Annotated in this window: 14 protein-coding genes; 6 read left to right on the top strand and 8 right to left on the bottom strand. The window is 34.3% G+C overall.

Annotation, left to right across the window (positions count from 1 at the left end):
- Window positions 1-11: 11 nt before the first annotated feature.
- From ACGK9U_RS09665 to panC, 8 genes are all read right to left on the bottom strand, one after another.
- Entirely contained in the window at window positions 12-632 is a 621-nt protein-coding gene (locus tag ACGK9U_RS09665; protein ID WP_394466171.1) for a lipoprotein signal peptidase, read from the bottom strand.
- Between the two features lie 95 nt (window positions 633-727).
- Window positions 728-1,108, bottom strand: a complete 381-nt coding sequence (locus ACGK9U_RS09660; RefSeq protein WP_394466170.1) for a TraR/DksA family transcriptional regulator — start codon at window positions 1,106-1,108, stop codon at window positions 728-730.
- Between the two features lie 4 nt (window positions 1,109-1,112).
- Window positions 1,113-4,517, bottom strand: coding sequence for an isoleucine--tRNA ligase (gene ileS / locus ACGK9U_RS09655; protein ID WP_394466169.1), 3,405 nt, complete (start codon window positions 4,515-4,517; stop codon window positions 1,113-1,115).
- A 135-nt stretch (window positions 4,518-4,652) separates the two neighbouring features.
- On the bottom strand, window positions 4,653-6,011 hold the full coding sequence (radA, locus tag ACGK9U_RS09650) for a DNA repair protein RadA (protein WP_394466284.1): 1,359 nt from the start codon (window positions 6,009-6,011) through the stop codon (window positions 4,653-4,655).
- 106 nt (window positions 6,012-6,117) lie between these two features.
- Entirely contained in the window at window positions 6,118-7,266 is a 1,149-nt protein-coding gene (locus ACGK9U_RS09645; protein ID WP_394466168.1) for an alpha/beta hydrolase, read from the bottom strand.
- Between the two features lie 85 nt (window positions 7,267-7,351).
- Window positions 7,352-8,332 (bottom strand): lysylphosphatidylglycerol synthase transmembrane domain-containing protein, encoded by a 981-nt coding sequence (locus tag ACGK9U_RS09640; RefSeq protein ID WP_394466167.1) that lies wholly within the window; start codon window positions 8,330-8,332, stop codon window positions 7,352-7,354.
- A gap of 4 nt (window positions 8,333-8,336) precedes the next feature.
- A complete protein-coding gene (panD, locus tag ACGK9U_RS09635) occupies window positions 8,337-8,687 on the bottom strand; it encodes an aspartate 1-decarboxylase (protein WP_394466166.1) in 351 nt (116 codons plus the stop codon).
- A 13-nt stretch (window positions 8,688-8,700) separates the two neighbouring features.
- Entirely contained in the window at window positions 8,701-9,552 is an 852-nt protein-coding gene (gene panC / locus ACGK9U_RS09630) for a pantoate--beta-alanine ligase (RefSeq protein WP_394466165.1), read from the bottom strand.
- 196 nt (window positions 9,553-9,748) lie between these two features.
- Between panC and ACGK9U_RS09625 the strand changes: the two genes are divergently transcribed.
- The 6 genes from ACGK9U_RS09625 to ACGK9U_RS09600 all read left to right on the top strand — a co-directional run bounded on the left by ACGK9U_RS09625 (window position 9,749) and on the right by ACGK9U_RS09600 (window position 19,315).
- On the top strand, window positions 9,749-10,558 hold the full coding sequence (locus ACGK9U_RS09625) for a glycogen/starch synthase (protein WP_394466164.1): 810 nt from the start codon (window positions 9,749-9,751) through the stop codon (window positions 10,556-10,558).
- A 25-nt stretch (window positions 10,559-10,583) separates the two neighbouring features.
- A complete protein-coding gene (locus tag ACGK9U_RS09620; RefSeq protein WP_394466163.1) occupies window positions 10,584-12,269 on the top strand; it encodes a DUF4270 domain-containing protein in 1,686 nt (561 codons plus the stop codon).
- A gap of 143 nt (window positions 12,270-12,412) precedes the next feature.
- The gene (gene glmS / locus ACGK9U_RS09615; RefSeq protein WP_394466162.1) at window positions 12,413-14,260 is read left to right on the top strand and encodes a glutamine--fructose-6-phosphate transaminase (isomerizing); all 1,848 of its coding nucleotides are present in this window, start codon (window positions 12,413-12,415) and stop codon (window positions 14,258-14,260) included.
- A gap of 226 nt (window positions 14,261-14,486) precedes the next feature.
- The gene (locus ACGK9U_RS09610) at window positions 14,487-17,291 is read left to right on the top strand and encodes a TonB-dependent receptor (protein ID WP_394466161.1); all 2,805 of its coding nucleotides are present in this window, start codon (window positions 14,487-14,489) and stop codon (window positions 17,289-17,291) included.
- 185 nt (window positions 17,292-17,476) lie between these two features.
- Window positions 17,477-18,985, top strand: a complete 1,509-nt coding sequence (gene atpD / locus ACGK9U_RS09605; protein ID WP_394466160.1) for a F0F1 ATP synthase subunit beta — start codon at window positions 17,477-17,479, stop codon at window positions 18,983-18,985.
- A 51-nt stretch (window positions 18,986-19,036) separates the two neighbouring features.
- On the top strand, window positions 19,037-19,315 hold the full coding sequence (locus tag ACGK9U_RS09600) for a F0F1 ATP synthase subunit epsilon (protein WP_379926364.1): 279 nt from the start codon (window positions 19,037-19,039) through the stop codon (window positions 19,313-19,315).
- Window positions 19,316-19,481: the final 166 nt, after the last annotated feature.

Below are 19,481 nucleotides of genomic sequence, written 5' to 3'. Positions count from 1 at the left end.
TAAAAATAAATTTACTTCTTCGGAAACGCCCTCTTATTAAAAACAATAAGCATAATAAACCCAGTGCTTATGGCCATATCGGCAACATTAAAAACGGGTTCGAAAAAGGTAAAAAACCTACCACCGTAAAATGGGATCCATTCGGGCAAATAGCCTTTAAACAAAGGAAAGTAAAGCATATCCACCACTTTACCGTGCAACAAAACATCGTAACCTCCTGTTTCAGGTAAAAAGGTGGCTACTTGATTTAAACTATCTTCAAATATAACACCATAGAATACAGAATCTATAATATTGCCCAAAGCGCCTGCAAATATTAATGCAATGGACAGTATTAATATTCTTGAAGCTTTTTTGTTTGTGGCATCGTACAACCAATAACCTATACCAAAAATGGCAACAATTCTAAATACCGTTAAAAATATTTTTGCGGAACGATCTGAAATAAAAGACACAAAATCGCTGATTTTTGTTCCCCATGCCATACCATCATTTTCAATAAAATAGATTTGAAACCAGCTAAAAACCTCAATGCTTTCTTGGAGTTTAAAATGTGTTTTTATATATATTTTACTTATTTGATCTATGAGTAAAATAATAATAATTAGAACAATTGATTTTTTTAGGGACATGAAATAAATTACGAATTACGATTGGATACGTGTTTTTAAAAATGAAAAACGTCTCAAAAAAATGAGACGTTTCAAATATATAATTTAAAAAATTATTATTGCATGTTTTTAGCTTCAATGCTTAAGGTAGCGTGAGGCACTAATTTTAAACGTTCTTTGGCAATTAACTTACCTGTAACTCTACAAACACCGTAAGTTTTATTCTCAATTCTAATCAAAGCGTTTTTTAAATCGCGAATAAATTTTTCTTGTCTAATTGCCAAGGCAGAGTTAGATTCTTTGCTCATTACTTCACTTCCTTCATCAAAAGCCTTAAAAGTAGGTGATGTATCTTCTGTACCATTACTATGGTCGTTCATATACGCACTTTTAATTAGCTCTAAATCGTGCTGTGCTTTCACTATTTTCTCTTGTATTAGCGCTTTAAATTCGGCTAAATCTTTATCTGAATATCTTACATTTAAATCTAAACTCATAATCTTAATGTTTTTGTATGTACAATTTGGTATTTACATCATCAAACGCAATTTCTATACCATTATCTAATTTATCAATAATTTGAAGGTCTTCGGTTAGTGTTTCTGCTTTAATATACGAAATATTTGTGTTTATAGCTGTAACTATTTGAACATCATTTTGTAATTTAACATCTATTCGGTCTGTTACCTCAAATCCTGAATCTTTTCGCAAATTCTGAATACGGTTAACAAGCTCCCTAGCAACACCTTCCATTTTTAAATCTTCAGAAATGGTAACATCTAAAGCAACGGTTAAATTTCCTTCGTTTGCTACCAACCAACCTTCAATATCTTGCGATGTAATTTCTACATCATCTAGGGCTAAAGTTATATTTTTTCCATTAACTTCAATATGTAAAACGCCATTTTGTTCGATTTTGTTAATATCTTCTGCCGAAAAGTTAGTAACTACCCCTGCAATGGCTTTCATATCCTTTCCAAAACGTGGCCCCAGGGTTTTAAAGTTCGGTTTTATCTGTTTCACCAAGATATCTGAAGCTTCTTCTAAAAGTTCAATTTCCTTAACGTTTACTTCATGCTTTATTAAATCTGAAACTGCTAAAATCTCTTCCTTTTGCTGTTTACTAGTAACAGGAATCATGATTTTTTGAAGTGGCTGACGCACTTTTATCTTCTCCTTAGCTCTTAACGATAATACTAAAGATGAAATTGTTTGTGCCGCTTCCATTTTGCGCTCCAAACTCTTATCTACAACTGAAGCGTCATATTTTGGAAATTCTGCAAGATGCACACTTTCAAACGTTTCTTTTTGGGTGGCTGCATTCAAATCTAAATACAAGCGGTCCATAAAGAATGGTGCTATGGGCGCGCCCAACTTCGCAATAGTTACCATACAGGTATAAAGTGTTTGGTATGCCAAAATTTTATCTTGGCCATAATCGCCCTTCCAGAAACGTCTTCTACATAAACGCACATACCAGTTACTTAAGTAATCTTGTGTAAAATCTGAAATAGCGCGTGCAGCTTTTGTTGGTTCGTACTCAGCATAAAATTCATCAACTTTTTTAATTAATGTATTTAATTCTGAAAGGATCCATCTATCAATTTCTGGGCGTTCATTTATAGCAATTTCAGCTTCACTATAATTAAAACTATCTAGGTTTGCATACAGTTGAAAGAACGAATAGGTATTATAAAGCGTTCCGAAAAATTTACGTTTTACTTCTTCAACACCTTCCAAATCGAATTTTAAATTATCCCATGGATTTGCATTTGAAATCATGTACCAACGCGTCGCATCCGCGCCATAAGTTGATAAGGTTTCAAACGGGTCGATGGCATTTCCTAAACGTTTGGACATTTTTTGTCCGTTTTTATCCAACACCAATCCATTTGATACCACATTTTTATAGGCTACAGAATCGAAAACCATGGTTCCAATAGCATGAAGCGTATAGAACCACCCACGTGTTTGATCAACTCCTTCGGCAATAAAATCGGCTGGATAAGATGTTCCTTTATCAATTAAATCTTTGTTTTCAAAAGGATAATGCCATTGTGCATACGGCATTGCACCAGAATCGAACCAAACATCAATTAAATCGCTTTCGCGTTTCATTGGTTTTCCTGAAACGGAAACCAATACAATTTCATCTACAATGTTTTTATGCAAATCGATTTTCGCATAGTTTTCTTCAGAATTGTTTCCTACTTCAAAATTTTCAAAAATATCTTTAGCTAAAACACCTGCCGAAACTGCTTTTTGCATTTCTACCTTTAGTTCTTCAACAGAACCGATACAGATTTCTTCTTTACCATCTTCTGTTCTCCAAATTGGTAATGGAATTCCCCAATAACGTGAACGCGATAAGTTCCAATCGTTGGCATTTGCTAGCCAATTTCCAAAACGACCTGTACCAGTTGCTTTTGGCTTCCAGTTGATGGTTTCGTTCAATTCGAACATACGCTCTTTCACATCGGTTACTTTAATAAACCAAGAATCTAACGGGTAGTAAAGAATCGGTTTATCGGTTCTCCAACAATTTGGGTAACTGTGTTTGTATTTTTCAACCTTAAAGGCTTTATTTTCTTCTTTTAATTTGATGGCAATCTCAACATCTACCGAACGTTCTGGCGCTTCACCTTCATTATAATATTCATTCTTCACATATTTACCAGCATATTCACCCATTTCTGGACGGAATTTACCTTGTAAATCTACCAACGGTACTAAATTTCCATTTTCATCTTTTACCAACATGGGTGGCACTTCGGGTGTTGCTTGTTTAGCAACCAAAGCATCATCAGCTCCAAAAGTAGGTGCTGTGTGTACGATACCCGTACCATCTTCGGTAGTAACGAAATCGCCCGAAATGACCCTAAAAGCATTTTCTGGATTATCGTTAGGAAGTGCATAAGGTAATAATTGTTCGTAGGTAATGCCTACTAAATCTTTACCAATAAATTCTTTAACGATGTAAAAAGGGATTTTTTTATCGTTTGCATTATAGCCTGATAATTCCTCTTTTGTTTCAACTTGATTAAACTTTCCTGCAAATTGATAAGACACTAATTTTTTTGCCAAAATCACATTGACAGGTTCAAAAGTATATTGATTGAACGTTTGAACCAACACATAGTCTATTTTTGGACCAACGGTTAATGCCGTATTACTCGGCAAGGTCCAAGGTGTGGTGGTCCAAGCTAAAAAGTGAATATCGCCTTCGTTTTGTAAAAAGTTTGGTAACGATGCTGGTTTTGCTTTAAATTGCACAACAATCGTAGTATCCGTTACATCTTGATACGTTCCAGGTTGGTTCAACTCGTGCGAGCTTAAACCTGTACCCGCTTTTGGCGAATAAGGCTGAATGGTATAGCCTTTATACAATAAGTTTTTATTGTAAATTTCTTTTAGCAACCACCAAACAGATTCCATGTATTTTGGTTCGTAGGTAATATATGGGTCGTCCATATCTACCCAATAACCCATTTTTTGGGTAAGGTCGTTCCAAACATCGGTATAACGCATTACTGCTTTACGGCAAGCAGCGTTATAATCTTCTACCGAAATGGTTTTGCCAATATCTTCTTTGGTAATGCCCAATTCCTTTTCAACACCCAATTCAATAGGTAAACCGTGTGTATCCCAACCTGCTTTACGCTTTACTTGAAAACCTTTCATGGTTTTGTAACGTGGAAAAATATCTTTAATAGCGCGCGCTAAAACATGGTGAACACCAGGTAATCCGTTTGCAGAAGGTGGCCCTTCAAAAAACACAAACGACTCGTGATTTTCTCTTGTTGAAACACTTTTTTCGAAGATGTTGTTTTCTTGCCAATAGTTAAGAATTTCTTCAGCAACATTTGGCAAGTCAAGTCCTTTATATTCAGGAAATTTCGCTTTCATTTTATCCAATTTCTGATCGAGGTGCGAAATTAAATAATTTTAAGGAAATAGTCCCCCGAGAATTAAATAATTTACACCCTTTTACAGCTTAAATCTAATATTTGCAATTTGTAACGTAAAAACGCTAAGAATTAACTAAATAACAAAACCAACCAAATCTTCAATTTTAGAAATAAGTTGAATTTTTATTGCAGTCTTTTTTAATGAGATTTTATTGTATTTGGAAACAAAAATGGTTGAAAACCCTAGTTTTTCAGCTTCTAAAATGCGCTGTTCCACGCGTTGTACAGGACGAATCTCACCTGAAAGTCCAACTTCAGCAGCAAAACAAACATCTTTTGGAAGTGCTACATCTTCATTGGATGATAAAATGGAAGCCACCACAGCTAAATCTATAGCAGGGTCATCAACATTAATACCTCCCGTGATATTTAAAAACACGTCTTTTGCTCCTAAACGGAAACCTGCACGTTTTTCCAAAACCGCCAGAAGCATATTTAATCGCTTCGCATTAAAACCTGTAGCACTACGTTGCGGTGTACCATAAACCGCTGTACTAACTAATGCTTGTACTTCAATCATTAACGGCCGCATACCTTCTAGGGTTGCGGCTATGGCATTTCCTGAAAGTTCTTCGTCTTTTTTAGAAATTAAAATTTCTGACGGGTTGGAAACTTCACGCAAACCAGAACCCTGCATTTCATAAATACCCAATTCATTAGTAGAACCAAAACGGTTTTTATGTGCACGTAAAATTCTGAACACATGGTTGCGGTCGCCTTCAAACTGCAAAACCGTATCTACCATATGTTCCAAAATTTTAGGTCCTGCTATGTTACCGTCTTTTGTAATATGCCCAATTAACAATACTGGAGTAGCCGTTTCTTTGGCAAATTTTATAAGCTCGGTAGTACATTCTTTTATTTGTGAAATGCTTCCCGAAGATGATTCGATATAATCGCTATGAAGTGTTTGAATGGAATCTATAATAACAATATCCGGTTCCAAAGTTTCAATTTGTTTGAAAATATTTTGGGTTTTGGTTTCGGTAAGAATATAACAATTGTTGTTTGTTGGGTTAATGCGTTCTGCTCGCATTTTTATTTGTTTTTGGCTCTCTTCACCAGAAACATACAATGTTTTATAAGGCAGTTTTAATGAAATTTGAAGTAGCAAGGTGCTTTTTCCAATACCAGGTTCTCCTCCTAAAAGCGTTAACGAGCCTGGTACAATACCACCTCCAAGTACACGATTAAATTCGCCATCAAAAGTATCCAGTCTGGCTTCGTTTGAAACGTCTATATCTTTAATTCGCAGTGGAACTGCCGCTTTTTTTACGGCCGCTGTTGGTGATTTCCAATCACTTTTTTCAGGTGTTTGAATCACTTCTTCAACAATGGTATTCCATTCTTTACAAGCATTGCATTGTCCTTGCCATTTGGCGTATTGCGAGCCGCAATTCTGACAAAAAAAAGTAGTTTTTACTTTAGCCATAATCATTCCTGCGAAAGCAGGAATCTCTGCCTTCATTTTTATTTTAAACCTAAAAGGTCAATTCTTTCTTTTATTTTAAACCTACAAGGTTTCAAAACCTTGCAGGTTAATATCCAAAATCAGCTTTGATGGCTTCAGATTTTTCAAGCATTATATCCTTGGTAATACCCGCAATTTCTTCAAAAGTAAAGCCTGTTTGGTAAGTTCTCATGGCTTTTTTTGTATCACCAGTTTCTTCGTAAAAACGTGCTAAATAATAGCTTCCCAAAAGTGTTTTTGGGTACTCGTCTCTGGCAATTTTCCCTAAAGCTTCGTAATATTCAAAATTTTGGGTCTTTTCAATAGCTGCGGAAATCGCTTTAAAATCATTTACAAGAACTTGCTTTTTAATGCCAAATAATTCGTTGATGGTTTTATATTTTTCCTGAAGGTATTCAACTGGTGAACCTTCTAGTTTTAGAATGGTTTCGGTGTATTCATCTTTACTTATAGGCTGAAAAACCTTAAATATAGCTTCTATGGCATTTGGTATGGCGTGGGTTGGCACCGAATAATGCGACGGCTTCTCGAAATTATTGAATTTATAGAATAGATTTTTGTTATCTAACGCTGAAATATCTGTATTTAAAGCATCCGTCATTTTTTTTATAGATGACGAATCGTTATTTGTGTTGGCCAAATAGTAGAATGTTTTTGTTTGTGTCTTACCCAAAACTTCAGGAAGGTAATCTAACATTTTAGGCGCTAATTCTGGACTAACAGCAATGTAACCTTTAAAAATAGGATTTGGCTTTAGCAAAAAATAATTGATAAAATTGGCTGTTTCTCCATGTCCGACTGCAACCCTGAAACTGCCTGCTTTATATTTATTTTCTAAATACGGAATAAGCTCCATGCCAATAAACTCGAAAAAATTGGCTCCCGTTTCAATAGGTAATGAATTTTGCTCAGAGTACATGCAATCATCATAACGTTTATCATATTGGTTAATCCCTACAACAATACACCCTGGCATATCTTCCCAATACGAGTAATAATCGGCATTTCCTGCTACAGCTTCAAACAAATAATCACCATCTAAAACAATAAATAAAGGATATGTTGTTTTATCACTCACATTGTAACCTCTTGGTAATTGAATTTTCAGTTCGCGTGTTTCACCAAGTTTTGCAGACTCTATGGTTTCGTACTTTACCTGGGCATTAAAACTATTTATTGAGCAAACAACTAATAAAATGGAAAGGAGATGTTTCATTCTATAAAAATGATTTGAGATTTTCATGCAAGATATGAAATTAGTAAAACTAAAAAAAGTGAAATTGGGGGTTAGATGATGGGCACTAGATCTTAGGTGTTGGGTGTTGGCCTCTGTTTCTGTTATATATTGGCAAATAAATTAATGATAAACCTCCGAACACAATAATCATAAGTGTTTGGGAAGCCCACATAATCCAACCAAAAGCAATACTTGGTTCTTGAGCAATTCCAAAAATTGAAAATGCAGCATAAACTGCTAATGGATACGACCCAATACCACCGTTTGTTGCAGCAATACTAAAGCTTGCCGATATAAACCCAACTAAAATAGCTCCTGTTGAAATACCTTCTAAATCTTCTATTGCAAGGGATGTTACGTAAAACATGAGCACATACATAGCCCAAATAAATAGTGTATGAAAAATGAATGCCCATTTTTTCTTCATTTTGAAAACACTTAATGCACCTTCAATCAATCCATTTACAAAAACTCTTATTTTAAGGGCTACTTTAGATGAACTTCTTTTAATAAATCTAAAAAAAACGATAGCCAATACAACTAAAACAACAACTAGAAGCAATACTATTTTAGTAGGGTTGAATTTCTCAATAAAAAAGGCATAAATAAAATCAAACTGAAGGAAAAGTGTAATGAGTATGATACCTAGCATTACTATTAAATCGGCAATACGTTCGGCAACTATGGTTCCAAAACCTTTTTCAAAAGGCACATCTTCGTAATTTGTTAGAATGGAAGCTCTGGCAACTTCTCCTGCTCTTGGTATGGTATAATTTATTAAATAAGTTGCAAAAACTGCCATGACACTATTTGCAAATTTTATGTTATACGCCATAGGCTCTAACTGAAAACGCCAACGGTATGCACGCGATAAATGGCTTAAAAGTCCTAAAAACATACCAAAAATAATCCACCAATAATTGGATTTTTTTAAGTACCCCCATATATCTCCTACCGAGACTTTAGACAGCGAATACCAGACCAAAAAAACTCCCAGTAATAATGGGAGTAAAATTTTTAGCGTCTTTTTTATATGTTGGTTCAAACGTTTATTTTAACAAGTTTGTTGCTTCATCTGGAAAGACTAAAGATGGTTTAAATACTTTGGCTTTTTCAATATCCATAAAAGCATAAGTAATTAAAATTAAGGTATCGCCAACAGCAACTTTTCTTGCAGCAGCACCGTTTAGGGTAATTTCCCCACTATTTCTAGGCCCAGGAATGCAATAGGTTTCCAAACGTTCACCATTATCGTTATTTACAATTTGCACTTTTTCACCTTGTATAATGTTAGCGGCATCCATTAAATCTTCATCTATAGTAATACTACCAATGTAGTTAAGTTCTGCACCGGTACATTTTACTCTGTGTATTTTAGATTTTACTACTTGTATTTGCATGTGGCAAAGATAATTAATTTAGAGCGATATTATCAATCAGCCTAATATCATCAGCATAAACGGCTATAAACGCTCTATATTTCTTTTTTTTAATTTTACGTTGTACTGTTTTTAAGGTTGTAGCATCGGCAATGATAAAGTATTCCAACTTTAATAAATCATGGCTATCAAACTGTTTTTCAACCCATTTCGATACTGTATTAGCACTTTTTGTGCCAAAAAGCCGTTTGGCAGTTTTTAATGTTTTATAAATAACAGGTGCAGCTTCTTTATAGGCCGGTTTTAATCGGGTGTTTCGGGAACTCATAGCTAAACCAGAAGTTTCTCTATAAATTGGACATGGCACAATATTTACTTGAATATAATGCTTTTCAACTAACTTTTTTATAATGGCTAATTGCTGAAAGTCTTTTTCTCCAAAATAAGCATTATCTGGTTTTATAATGTTGAACAAACGCTTTACTATGGTTCCTACTCCGTCAAAATGGCCGATTCTAAATTTACCTTCCATTTCAAACTCCAACCCGTCAAAATCAAAAGTTTCAGATACCATGTTGCCCTCATAAACATCTTCAACCGCTGGTGCATACACCAAAATATGTTCTTTACTTAGTGTTTCCAGTAAATTTACATCAGTTTCTAAGGTTCTTGGGTATTTTACTAAATCCTCTTTATTATCAAACTGTGTTGGATTCACAAAAATACTAACAACCACTTTGTCGTTATTCTCCAATGCTTTTTTAACCAAAGCTAAGTGTCCTTTATGTAATGCTCCCATAGTAGGAACCAATCCTAAGGTTTGCTTTTTAGCTTTAAAAGCATCAATTGCAGTTACAATTTGTTGTTTTTCTGTGTAAACCTTCACTTTTTAATATAAAATTAACGGGTGCAAACTTAAGATTTTACAACCAATCTGCATAAATTTTTGTACTTTTGCGTGTTTTTTATTTCGATTTTCCGAAAGAAACACATTTATACAACACGTTTTTTAAGTTTCTTATCACACAGAAATGAATAATGGTATGTATAAAAATTACATAGAAAGCAATAAAAACTGACACATGAAAGATAAGAGGATATTATATGTATCATCTGAAGTAGTACCCTATTTACCAGAAACCGAAATTTCTTCAATGTCTTTTGAGGCGCCAAGATTAGTAAATCAGCAAGGTGGTCAAATTAGGATTTTCATGCCTCGATACGGCAATATAAACGAACGAAGACACCAATTGCACGAAGTTATTAGACTTTCTGGAATTAATTTAGTGATAAACGATTTAGACATGCCACTGATTATTAAGGTAGCATCTATTCCAAAAGAACGTATTCAAGTTTATTTTATTGATAACGATGAGTACTTCAAAAGAAAGGCAACTTTAACCGACGAAGATGGTAACTTATTTCCTGACAACGACGAACGCGCCATTTTCTTTGCAAAAGGCGTAATTGAAACGGTTAAGAAATTAAATTGGTCTCCCGATATTATTCATGTGCATGGTTGGTTGGCATCTTTACTGCCTATTTACCTTAAAGAATACTATAAAGACGAGCCTTTATTTAATGAAAGTAAAATAGTAACTTCAGTATACAATCAAAGTTTTAACAATACGTTAAATAAAGATATGCTGAATAAAGTTAAATTTGACAATCTTAACGAGGATGCTATTAAAGTTTTAGAAGAACCATCGTATGTTAACTTAATGAAAGTTGCCATTGATTATTCGGATGCATTAATAGTAGGATCGGAAGATATACCAAAAGATTTAGAAACCTATTTAAAAGCGTCAAATAAGCCCGTTTTAGAATACAAAAGCAAAGATGAATTTGGTGAAGCATACAAAACATTCTTTAACAACAGCGTTTTAAGCTAAACCTTTTACATTCATTAAATTATATATGAAGAAGACCATTAAAGCCCTTAAATTTTCTCTATTTTTTTCACTCCTTGTTTCACTTTTTTTAGCTTGCGACAAAGATTTTTCAGTTGTTGATAGCGATGTTCTAGGAGAAAATAATTTGAATTATAATACGGATAGCACAAGCTTTCAAATAGCAGCTTACAATAAAAAACTTGAAGCTTTACAAATTAACGGTTTGTCTTCAAACCTGTTGGGCGTTTATAACGACCCTGCTTACGGGCAAACTATTGCAAGCATTGTAGCACAAGTAACACCTACAACATTTAGTCCAGATTTTGGAGATAATACTGTAATTGATTCTGTTGTAATAAGTATTCCTTATTTCAGTAGAATTAACGGAACGGAAGATGGCAACCCAACTTACACTATTTTAGATTCGTTATATGGCAAAAAGTCTAATGGAGACATAAAACCTTTTAAATTAACCATTTATCAAAATAATTATTTTTTAAGGGATTTTGACCCTAGTGCAGGTTTAGATGAAGCTCAAAAATATTACTCAAAAGCAGATGGCAGTATTAACTCTACCGATAATTTTGCTTTAAACGGCACCTCGGTTATAAATTTTGACAACAATAAAGGAGCAATAATTAAAGATACTATTTTCGCACCTAGCAACAAACCTACCAAAACAAGTGTTATAACTAATGGCGAAAAAGTTACAACATCTTCTGCCCCTGCATTTAGAACTAAATTAGACCCCGCATTTTGGAAAGCTGCCATTATAGATAAAGAAGGTGACGCTGTTTTAAGTAAAGCTTCTGAATTTAACAACTATTTTAAAGGGTTGTATTTTAAAGCCGAAGCTGTTAACGGTGATGGTAGTATGGTTTTATTAAATTTAGCTTCTACCAATGCAAATATTACCATCCATTATTCTAAAGACTCTTCGGTTGCTGGCGAAAGAACACAAGCTACCTACGTATTAAATTTTACAGGCAATATTTTAAACACGTTTATAAATAATTACAGTTCGGTACCATTACAAGACGGTGATGAAACTTTAGGCGACGAAAAGCTTTATTTAAAAGGCGCTGAAGGCTCAATGGCAGTTGTTGATTTGTTTAGTGGTATGGTAGATTATACCGATGATAATGGGGTTACCTCATCTATTCCTGCATTAGAAGCCTTTAAAAAAACATACAGAACAACAGATGATAATGGCAACTATATTTTAAAGCGCTTAATAAACGACGCTCAATTAATTGTGTATGAAGACGAAAATCTTGAAACAGATGGAAATTCAGACTTACATAAGTACGACAGAATTTATGCATACGACATAAAAAACAGCACTTATCTTGTTGATTATGAATATGACCCCACGAACGGAAACACATCATCTCCATTTTTTTCAACCTATTTTCATTTAGGACGACGTCAAACAGACAATACAAATGCCATAAAGTATAAAATTCATTTAACCGAGCATTTAAACAATATTTTACTTAGAGATTCAACCAACACAAAAATAGGTTTGGTACTATCTAGCAATGTAAACTTAATTAATAATTCTAAAATTCTGAACAGCACAGGTGAAGTCACCAATGCACCAGCTGCATCTGTAATAACGCCAAGAGGCACTATTTTATATGGAACCCATGCAACAGTTCCTAATAATAGAAAAATGAAGTTAAAAATATTCTTTACGGAGTCTAAATAGGATTTAAACTGCAAAGTATCTATTCTAATTAAAAATAAGGACTTCATCGTATGAATTAAGAACTTCATATAAATAATTTAGTGTTCATTTGTATTTATTTTACTTATTTGCTTTGAATTTTACCTAAAATCAAAAAATAAATTATGTGTGGAATTGTAGGATATATAGGAAATAGAGAAGCTTACCCAATTATAATTGAAGGACTTAAAAGATTAGAGTACCGAGGTTATGATAGTGCAGGTATTGCTCTTTTTGATGGCACTGACCTTAAAGTTTGTAAAACAAAAGGGAAAGTATCCGATTTAGAAGAACGTGCGGAAAAAGAAATAACAAAACACGGAAATATAGGTATTGGGCATACAAGATGGGCAACCCATGGTGTGCCAAACGATGTTAACTCACATCCGCATCTTTCAAATTCTGGCGATTTAGTTATTATTCATAATGGGATTATTGAAAACTATGAATCTTTAAAACAAGAATTAACTTCAAGAGGTTTTACATTCAAATCAGACACCGATACCGAGGTTTTAATAAATTTAATTGAAGACGTAAAAAACAGAGAGAACGTAAAACTTGGCAAAGCAGTTCAAATAGCATTAAATCAAGTTATTGGTGCTTACGCCATTGCCGTTTTTGATAAAACCAAACCTGAAGAAGTTGTTATTGCCCGCTTGGGAAGTCCTTTAGCAGTAGGTGTTGGTGAAGATGAATTTTTTATAGCAAGTGATGCCTCTCCTTTTTTAGAATACACCAAAAATGCCATCTATTTAGAAGATGAAGAAATGGCTATTATCAGGTTCCATAAAGGCATAAAGGTTAGAAAAATTAAGGATGATTCTATAGTCCCTGCCTATGTTCAAGAACTTCAAATGAATTTGGAGCAAATTGAAAAAGGTGGCTACGAGCACTTCATGCTTAAAGAAATTCACGAACAGCCAAAAGCAATAACCGATACTTATAGAGGACGACTTTTAAGAAACGAAGCTATTATTAAAATGGCGGGTGTTGAAGATAATATGAAAAAGTTTCTCAATGCCAATCGTATTATTATTGTGGCTTGTGGCACCTCTTGGCATGCAGGCTTAGTAGCAGAATATATTTTTGAAGATTTAGCAAGAATACCAGTTGAAGTTGAATACGCTTCTGAATTTAGGTACAGAAACCCTGTAATTACAGAAAATGATATCGTTATAGCCATTTCACAATCTGGGGAAACTGCCGATACTTTAGCCGCTATTAAACTAGCAAAATCTAGAGGTGCTTTTGTTTTTGGAGTTTGTAACGTGGTAGGTTCATCTATTGCTAGAGAAACTGATGCTGGTGCTTACACGCATGCAGGCCCAGAAATTGGAGTAGCTTCAACAAAAGCATTTACTACTCAAATTACCGTTTTGACTTTAATGGCGTTGCGTTTAGCCAGAGCTAAAGGCACTATTAACAGTACAGACTTCCGTCAGCATTTATTAGAATTAGAATTAATTCCCAAAAAAGTTGAAGAAGCATTAAAATTGGACGCCCATATTAAAAAGATTGCAGACATCTACAAAAATTCTCGCAACTGTTTATATCTAGGAAGAGGTTTTAATTTCCCTGTAGCACTTGAAGGTGCTTTAAAATTAAAAGAAATTTCATATATACACGCTGAAGGTTACCCTGCTGCGGAAATGAAACACGGCCCTATTGCTTTGATTGACGAAAATATGCCTATCGTTGTTATCGCAACAAAAAAAGGCCATTATGAAAAAGTAGTAAGTAATATTCAAGAAATTAAATCAAGAAAAGGAAAAATCATTGGTATTGTTACAGAAGGTGATACCCAAGTTAGAGATTTAGCAGACCACGTTATTGAAATTCCCGACACTTTAGAATCGTTATCTCCATTATTAACTACTATTCCGCTTCAATTATTATCGTACCATATTGCAGTATTATTAGGAAAAAATGTAGATCAACCACGTAATTTAGCAAAATCCGTTACAGTAGAATAATCATTTATTCTACATAAATATTTCTTACAAAGAATAGTCCTGTTTTAAGTTTTAAACAGGACTATTCTTTGTTTATACCCTCGTTTTTTACTAATAAATCGATTTAATATACTTATTCATGTTAAATTTTACTATGCGTGCATAATTTTTTTGTACTTTTATTCTGGAATAAAATAAATATATTTATATTGTTTATTTCAAAATTAAAACCCAAAACTAAGACTAAATGAAAACAATTCTCTCCCTTTTACTAATCTTTGTTTGTGGTATTTCATACTCGCAAACAAAAATTTCTGGTTCTGTTGTAGATGACAACAGTCAACCTATTCCTGGTGCAAATATTATCATAGTAGGAACATCAACAGGAACAGTTACAGATTTTGATGGTAAATTTTCACTAACATCAAATCAAAATCCACCATTTGGTGTTCAAGCGAGCAGTGTTGGTTTTGAAACTATTACAATTCAAGTAATTTCAAATAATCAACAACTAAATTTTGTTCTAAAAGAAGGTACTTCTTTAGATGAAATAGTAATTTCAGCCTCTAGAACACCAGAAAGCATAAGAGAATCTCCCGTAACTATAGAGAGATTTGATGCAAAAGATATTCAATTAGCAACAACACCTGACTTTTATTCAAGTTTAGAAAATTTAAAAGGGGTCGATGTTAATAAAGGAAGTTTAACTTTTAACGCTGTTAACACACGTGGATTTGCCACTTTTGCAAATACACGATTTGTTCAACTCGTTGATGGTATGGATAATGCTTTACCAGGATTAAATTTTGCATTGGGGGATATCCTAGGGCTTAATGAACTCGACATTAGTAGTGTAGAAATATTACCAGGTGCCTCTTCAGCACTTTATGGTGCCAATGCCTTTAATGGTATTTTATTTATGACTAGTAAAGATCCCTTCAAACACCAAGGCATAAGTACCTATGTAAAAACAGGATTGACTGTACAAGATGAAGCAGGTGATAATCAATTTTATGATTTTGGAATTCGAGCTGCCCATGCATTTAGTGATAAATTTGCAGCAAAAGGATCGTTTTCTTATTTAAGAGGCACCGATTGGTATGCGTCGGACGATAATCAGTATTCACTAGGAGCAGTAGGAACGGTTGATGCTATTTCACCTTTTAGATCAGGTCCTGCTCATAATGGCTTAAATATTTATGGTGACGAAGTGAGTTTAGCTGCTTTAGGCTTAAACCTTAAACAAGTTGCACAACAATTAGAAGGAAGTTTACTCCCAATTGGAGCAAGTGCATTAGTTCCTGCGGTAAATGTAGCAAGAACAGGCTATAAAGAATCTGATTTAACTGACTATAAAGCCGAAAGTATTAAGGCATATTTCACACTAAACTACAGACCATTTGGTAACAATACAGAAGTTATTTGGAGTTCTAAAATTGGTAAAGGGTCAACTATTTATCAAGGATCTAATAGATATGCCATAAGAGATTTTGGATTGCAACAACATAAATTAGAATTTAGAGGTGATAATTTTTTCCTTAGAGGGTATACAACTTTAGAAAATGCAGGCAACTCTTATGACATGGCTTTTACAGGAATTAACATGAATAAAGTAGGTGCACAACAGTGGTTTGGTGCCTATGCAGCAGCCTATGCCCAAGGTGCTGGTGCCATATTAAGTGGTGGTGGCAACCCTAACGATCCAGCAACCCAAACTCAAATACATGCTGGAGCAAGAACTTTTGCAGATACTAATTTTACACCACAACCGGGCACTCCTGAATTTATAGCTCTTTTTAATAAAGTCACAAACGACCCAGATATAACTACTGGATCCAAACTAGTGGACGAATCAAAAATGAACATTGCTGAAGGGAATTACAATTTTAAAGACTTATTAAATAATGTTCTAGATTTACAAATAGGTGGTCAATACAGACAATATTCATTAAATTCAGGCGGAAGTGTATTTACAGATTATGATGGGTCGATAGATTATCATGAACAAGGTGCATATATCCAAGGTATTAAAAAATTAATGGACGAGCGATTAAAAGTTACGGCATCAGTACGCTATGATAAAAATGAATTTTTTGACGCTAGTTATTCACCAAGACTCTCTTTAGTATATGCTGCTGGAGAAAACAAACAGCATAATTTTAGAGCCTCTGTTCAAACAGGATTTAGAAATCCTGATACGCAAGCATTATTTATTGGTTTTGATGTGGGCAGATATATATTGGTAGGTGCCGCACCTGCCAATTTAGACAGAAGATTACCAAACACAACTTTAACTGGAAGAGATGCTTACTTCAATTCCTATACATTCAACTCTTTTCTTTCTTTCGCTGCAAGTGGTGGAGCAACGCCATTAGCACCAGTTAAAGGTACTGGTATAACCCCTTTAATCGAACAAGAAAAAGTAACTGCTTTTGATGTAGGGTATCGTGGCAAAATAGGATTTGTAACTGTCGATTTGAACGCTTATTATAATGCTTACGACAACTTTGGCGCTCAAAAATTAGTAGTGACTCCTAAATCGGGATCGGTAAGTGATATGACTGGTGTGAGTGCTATAGCAACTGGTAATTACCAAATTTTTGGTATTTACACAAACTCATCTGCAGACGTTAGTTCTTATGGGGGTGTTATTGGTCTATCTACTAAAATAGCTAAAGATTTTGATTTTGGAATAAATTGGACCTATGCCAAATTAGATTTTGACCAAACAACAGATCCAGATTTTAGTCCAGGATTTAATACCCCAGAGCACAAAGTAAAAGTGTCATTAGGAAATCCTGAATTATTTAAAAATTTTGGATTTAATGTAAATGCACGTTGGAGTGATGAGTATTTCTGGCAAGCAACTATAGCTAATGCCATGATACCTGCCAGAACAGTTGTTGATGCCCAAATAAACTATTCAGTACCTTCTATGAAATCTACATTCAAAATTGGAGGAACTAATTTAGGTGGAAAAGAATATCAAAGCGCAGTGGGCTCTCCTTTTATTGGTTCACAGTATTATGTTTCTTGGACTATAAACAATTAAATTATTGATTCTAAAAAGAGTCTATTATATTTTATGCTTTAAAACACCTCTGTATTAGAGGTGTTTTTTTATTGTAAAAAAGCTTAAAAAACAACTTTCATTTTAAATTAAAAAAATTATCTTTGCACGCGGAAACTAAAAGTGTTTTCATTCAATTAAAACGCATAATATTAAACACATAAGTAATGGCTAAAGTTACAGGTAAGGTTGCACAAATAGTAGGTCCGGTTATCGATGTTGAATTCGGTGCTGGTTCTGAACTTCCAAAAATTTATGATTCATTAGAAATTAAAAGAGCAGATGGTTCTTTATTAGTACTAGAAGTACAATCTCACATTGGTGAAGATACCGTACGTACTATTGCTATGGACTCGTCAGATGGTTTAAGCAGAGGTACTGAGGTTGTTGCAACTGGAGCGCCTATACAAATGCCTATTGGCGATGCTGTTTACGGACGTTTATTTAATGTAATTGGTGATGCTATTGATGGTCTTGGAGATTTACCTAAAGCTGGAGAAGCTGGGTTACCAATTCATCGTCAAGCTCCTAAATTTGAAGATTTATCAACTTCTACCGAAGTTTTATTTACAGGTATTAAAGTAATCGACCTTATCGAGCCTTACGCAAAAGGTGGTAAAATTGGTTTATTTGGTGGTGCTGGTGTAGGTAAAACGGTATTAATCCAAGAGTTGATTAACAATATAGCAAAAGGTCACGGTGGTTTATCAGTATTTGCTGGTGTAGGTGAAAGAACTCGTGAAGGAAATGACCTTTTAAGAGAGATGTTGGAGTCTGGAATTATTCGCTATGGTGATGATTTCATGCATTCTATGGAAGATGGCGGATGGGATTTATCTAAAGTTGATAAAGCTAAAATGAAAGAATCTAAAGCGACTTTCGTATTCGGTCAAATGAACGAGCCACCTGGAGCACGTGCACGTGTTGCCTTATCTGGTTTAACAATTGCTGAATATTTCCGTGATGGTGCTGGTGAAGGACAAGGAAAAGACGTACTTTTCTTCGTAGATAACATTTTCCGTTTTACACAAGCTGGTTCAGAGGTATCTGCACTTTTAGGTCGTATGCCTTCTGCGGTAGGTTACCAACCAACTTTAGCAACTGAGATGGGTGCGATGCAAGAGCGTATTACTTCAACAAAAAGAGGCTCTATTACGTCGGTACAAGCGGTTTACGTACCTGCGGATGATTTAACGGATCCTGCACCTGCTACAACGTTCGCGCATTTAGATGCAACAACCGTACTTTCTCGTAAAATTGCTGAGTTAGGTATTTATCCTGCGGTAGATCCATTAGATTCTACTTCTAGAATTTTAACTGCTGATATTTTAGGGAAAGATCATTATGCTTGTGCACAACGTGTAAAAGAGTTGTTACAACGTTATAAAGAATTACAAGATATTATTGCTATTCTTGGTATGGAAGAGCTTTCAGAAGATGATAAATTAGCTGTAGGGCGTGCAAGACGTGTACAACGTTTCTTATCGCAACCTTTCCACGTAGCAGAACAATTTACAGGTATTCCAGGTGTTTTAGTAGATATTAAAGAAACTATTAAAGGTTTTAACATGATTATGGATGGTGAATTAGATCACTTACCAGAGGCAGCGTTCAACCTTAAAGGAACTATTGAAGAAGCTATTGAAGCTGGAAACAAAATGTTAGCGGAAGCATAATCCAATTGACAATTATCAATTGACAATTATCAATTATCAATTTTAAAAATTATGTATTTAGAAATTGTATCACCAGAAGCCACGTTGTTTAGCGGAGAAGTAACAAGTGTTGCTGTTCCAGGAGTTAATGGTAATTTTGAAATGTTAAACAACCACGCTCCTATTGTATCTATATTAAAAGAAGGTTTTGTTAAAATCACTGGTAATATAGAGTTAGATGAAGCGGTTAAAAACAAATTTACCAAAGGTGATAAAAACACAACATTGCTAAAAATTGAATCTGGCACGATTGAAATGAAAGATAATAAAGTAATTGTTTTAGCAGACTAAACTTTATACTTTATTTAAAATATAAAAAAACGCGAAGCAGAAGCTTCGCGTTTTTTGTTAATATAACTTAAGGTTATAATCTACTTAATGTAAAAAACCTCCGTTAAAAACGGAGGCTTTGATTTTCAGATTAGCCCCAAAGGGGCATTAGGCTCATTCATGATGC

Origin of the sequence: Mariniflexile sp. HNIBRBA6329 (genome assembly GCF_043558645.1) — a bacterium.
GTDB lineage: Bacteria > Bacteroidota > Bacteroidia > Flavobacteriales > Flavobacteriaceae > Mariniflexile.
Note: the sequence above shows the minus strand (reverse complement) of the source record. Positions and strands in the feature narration are given on the sequence as shown.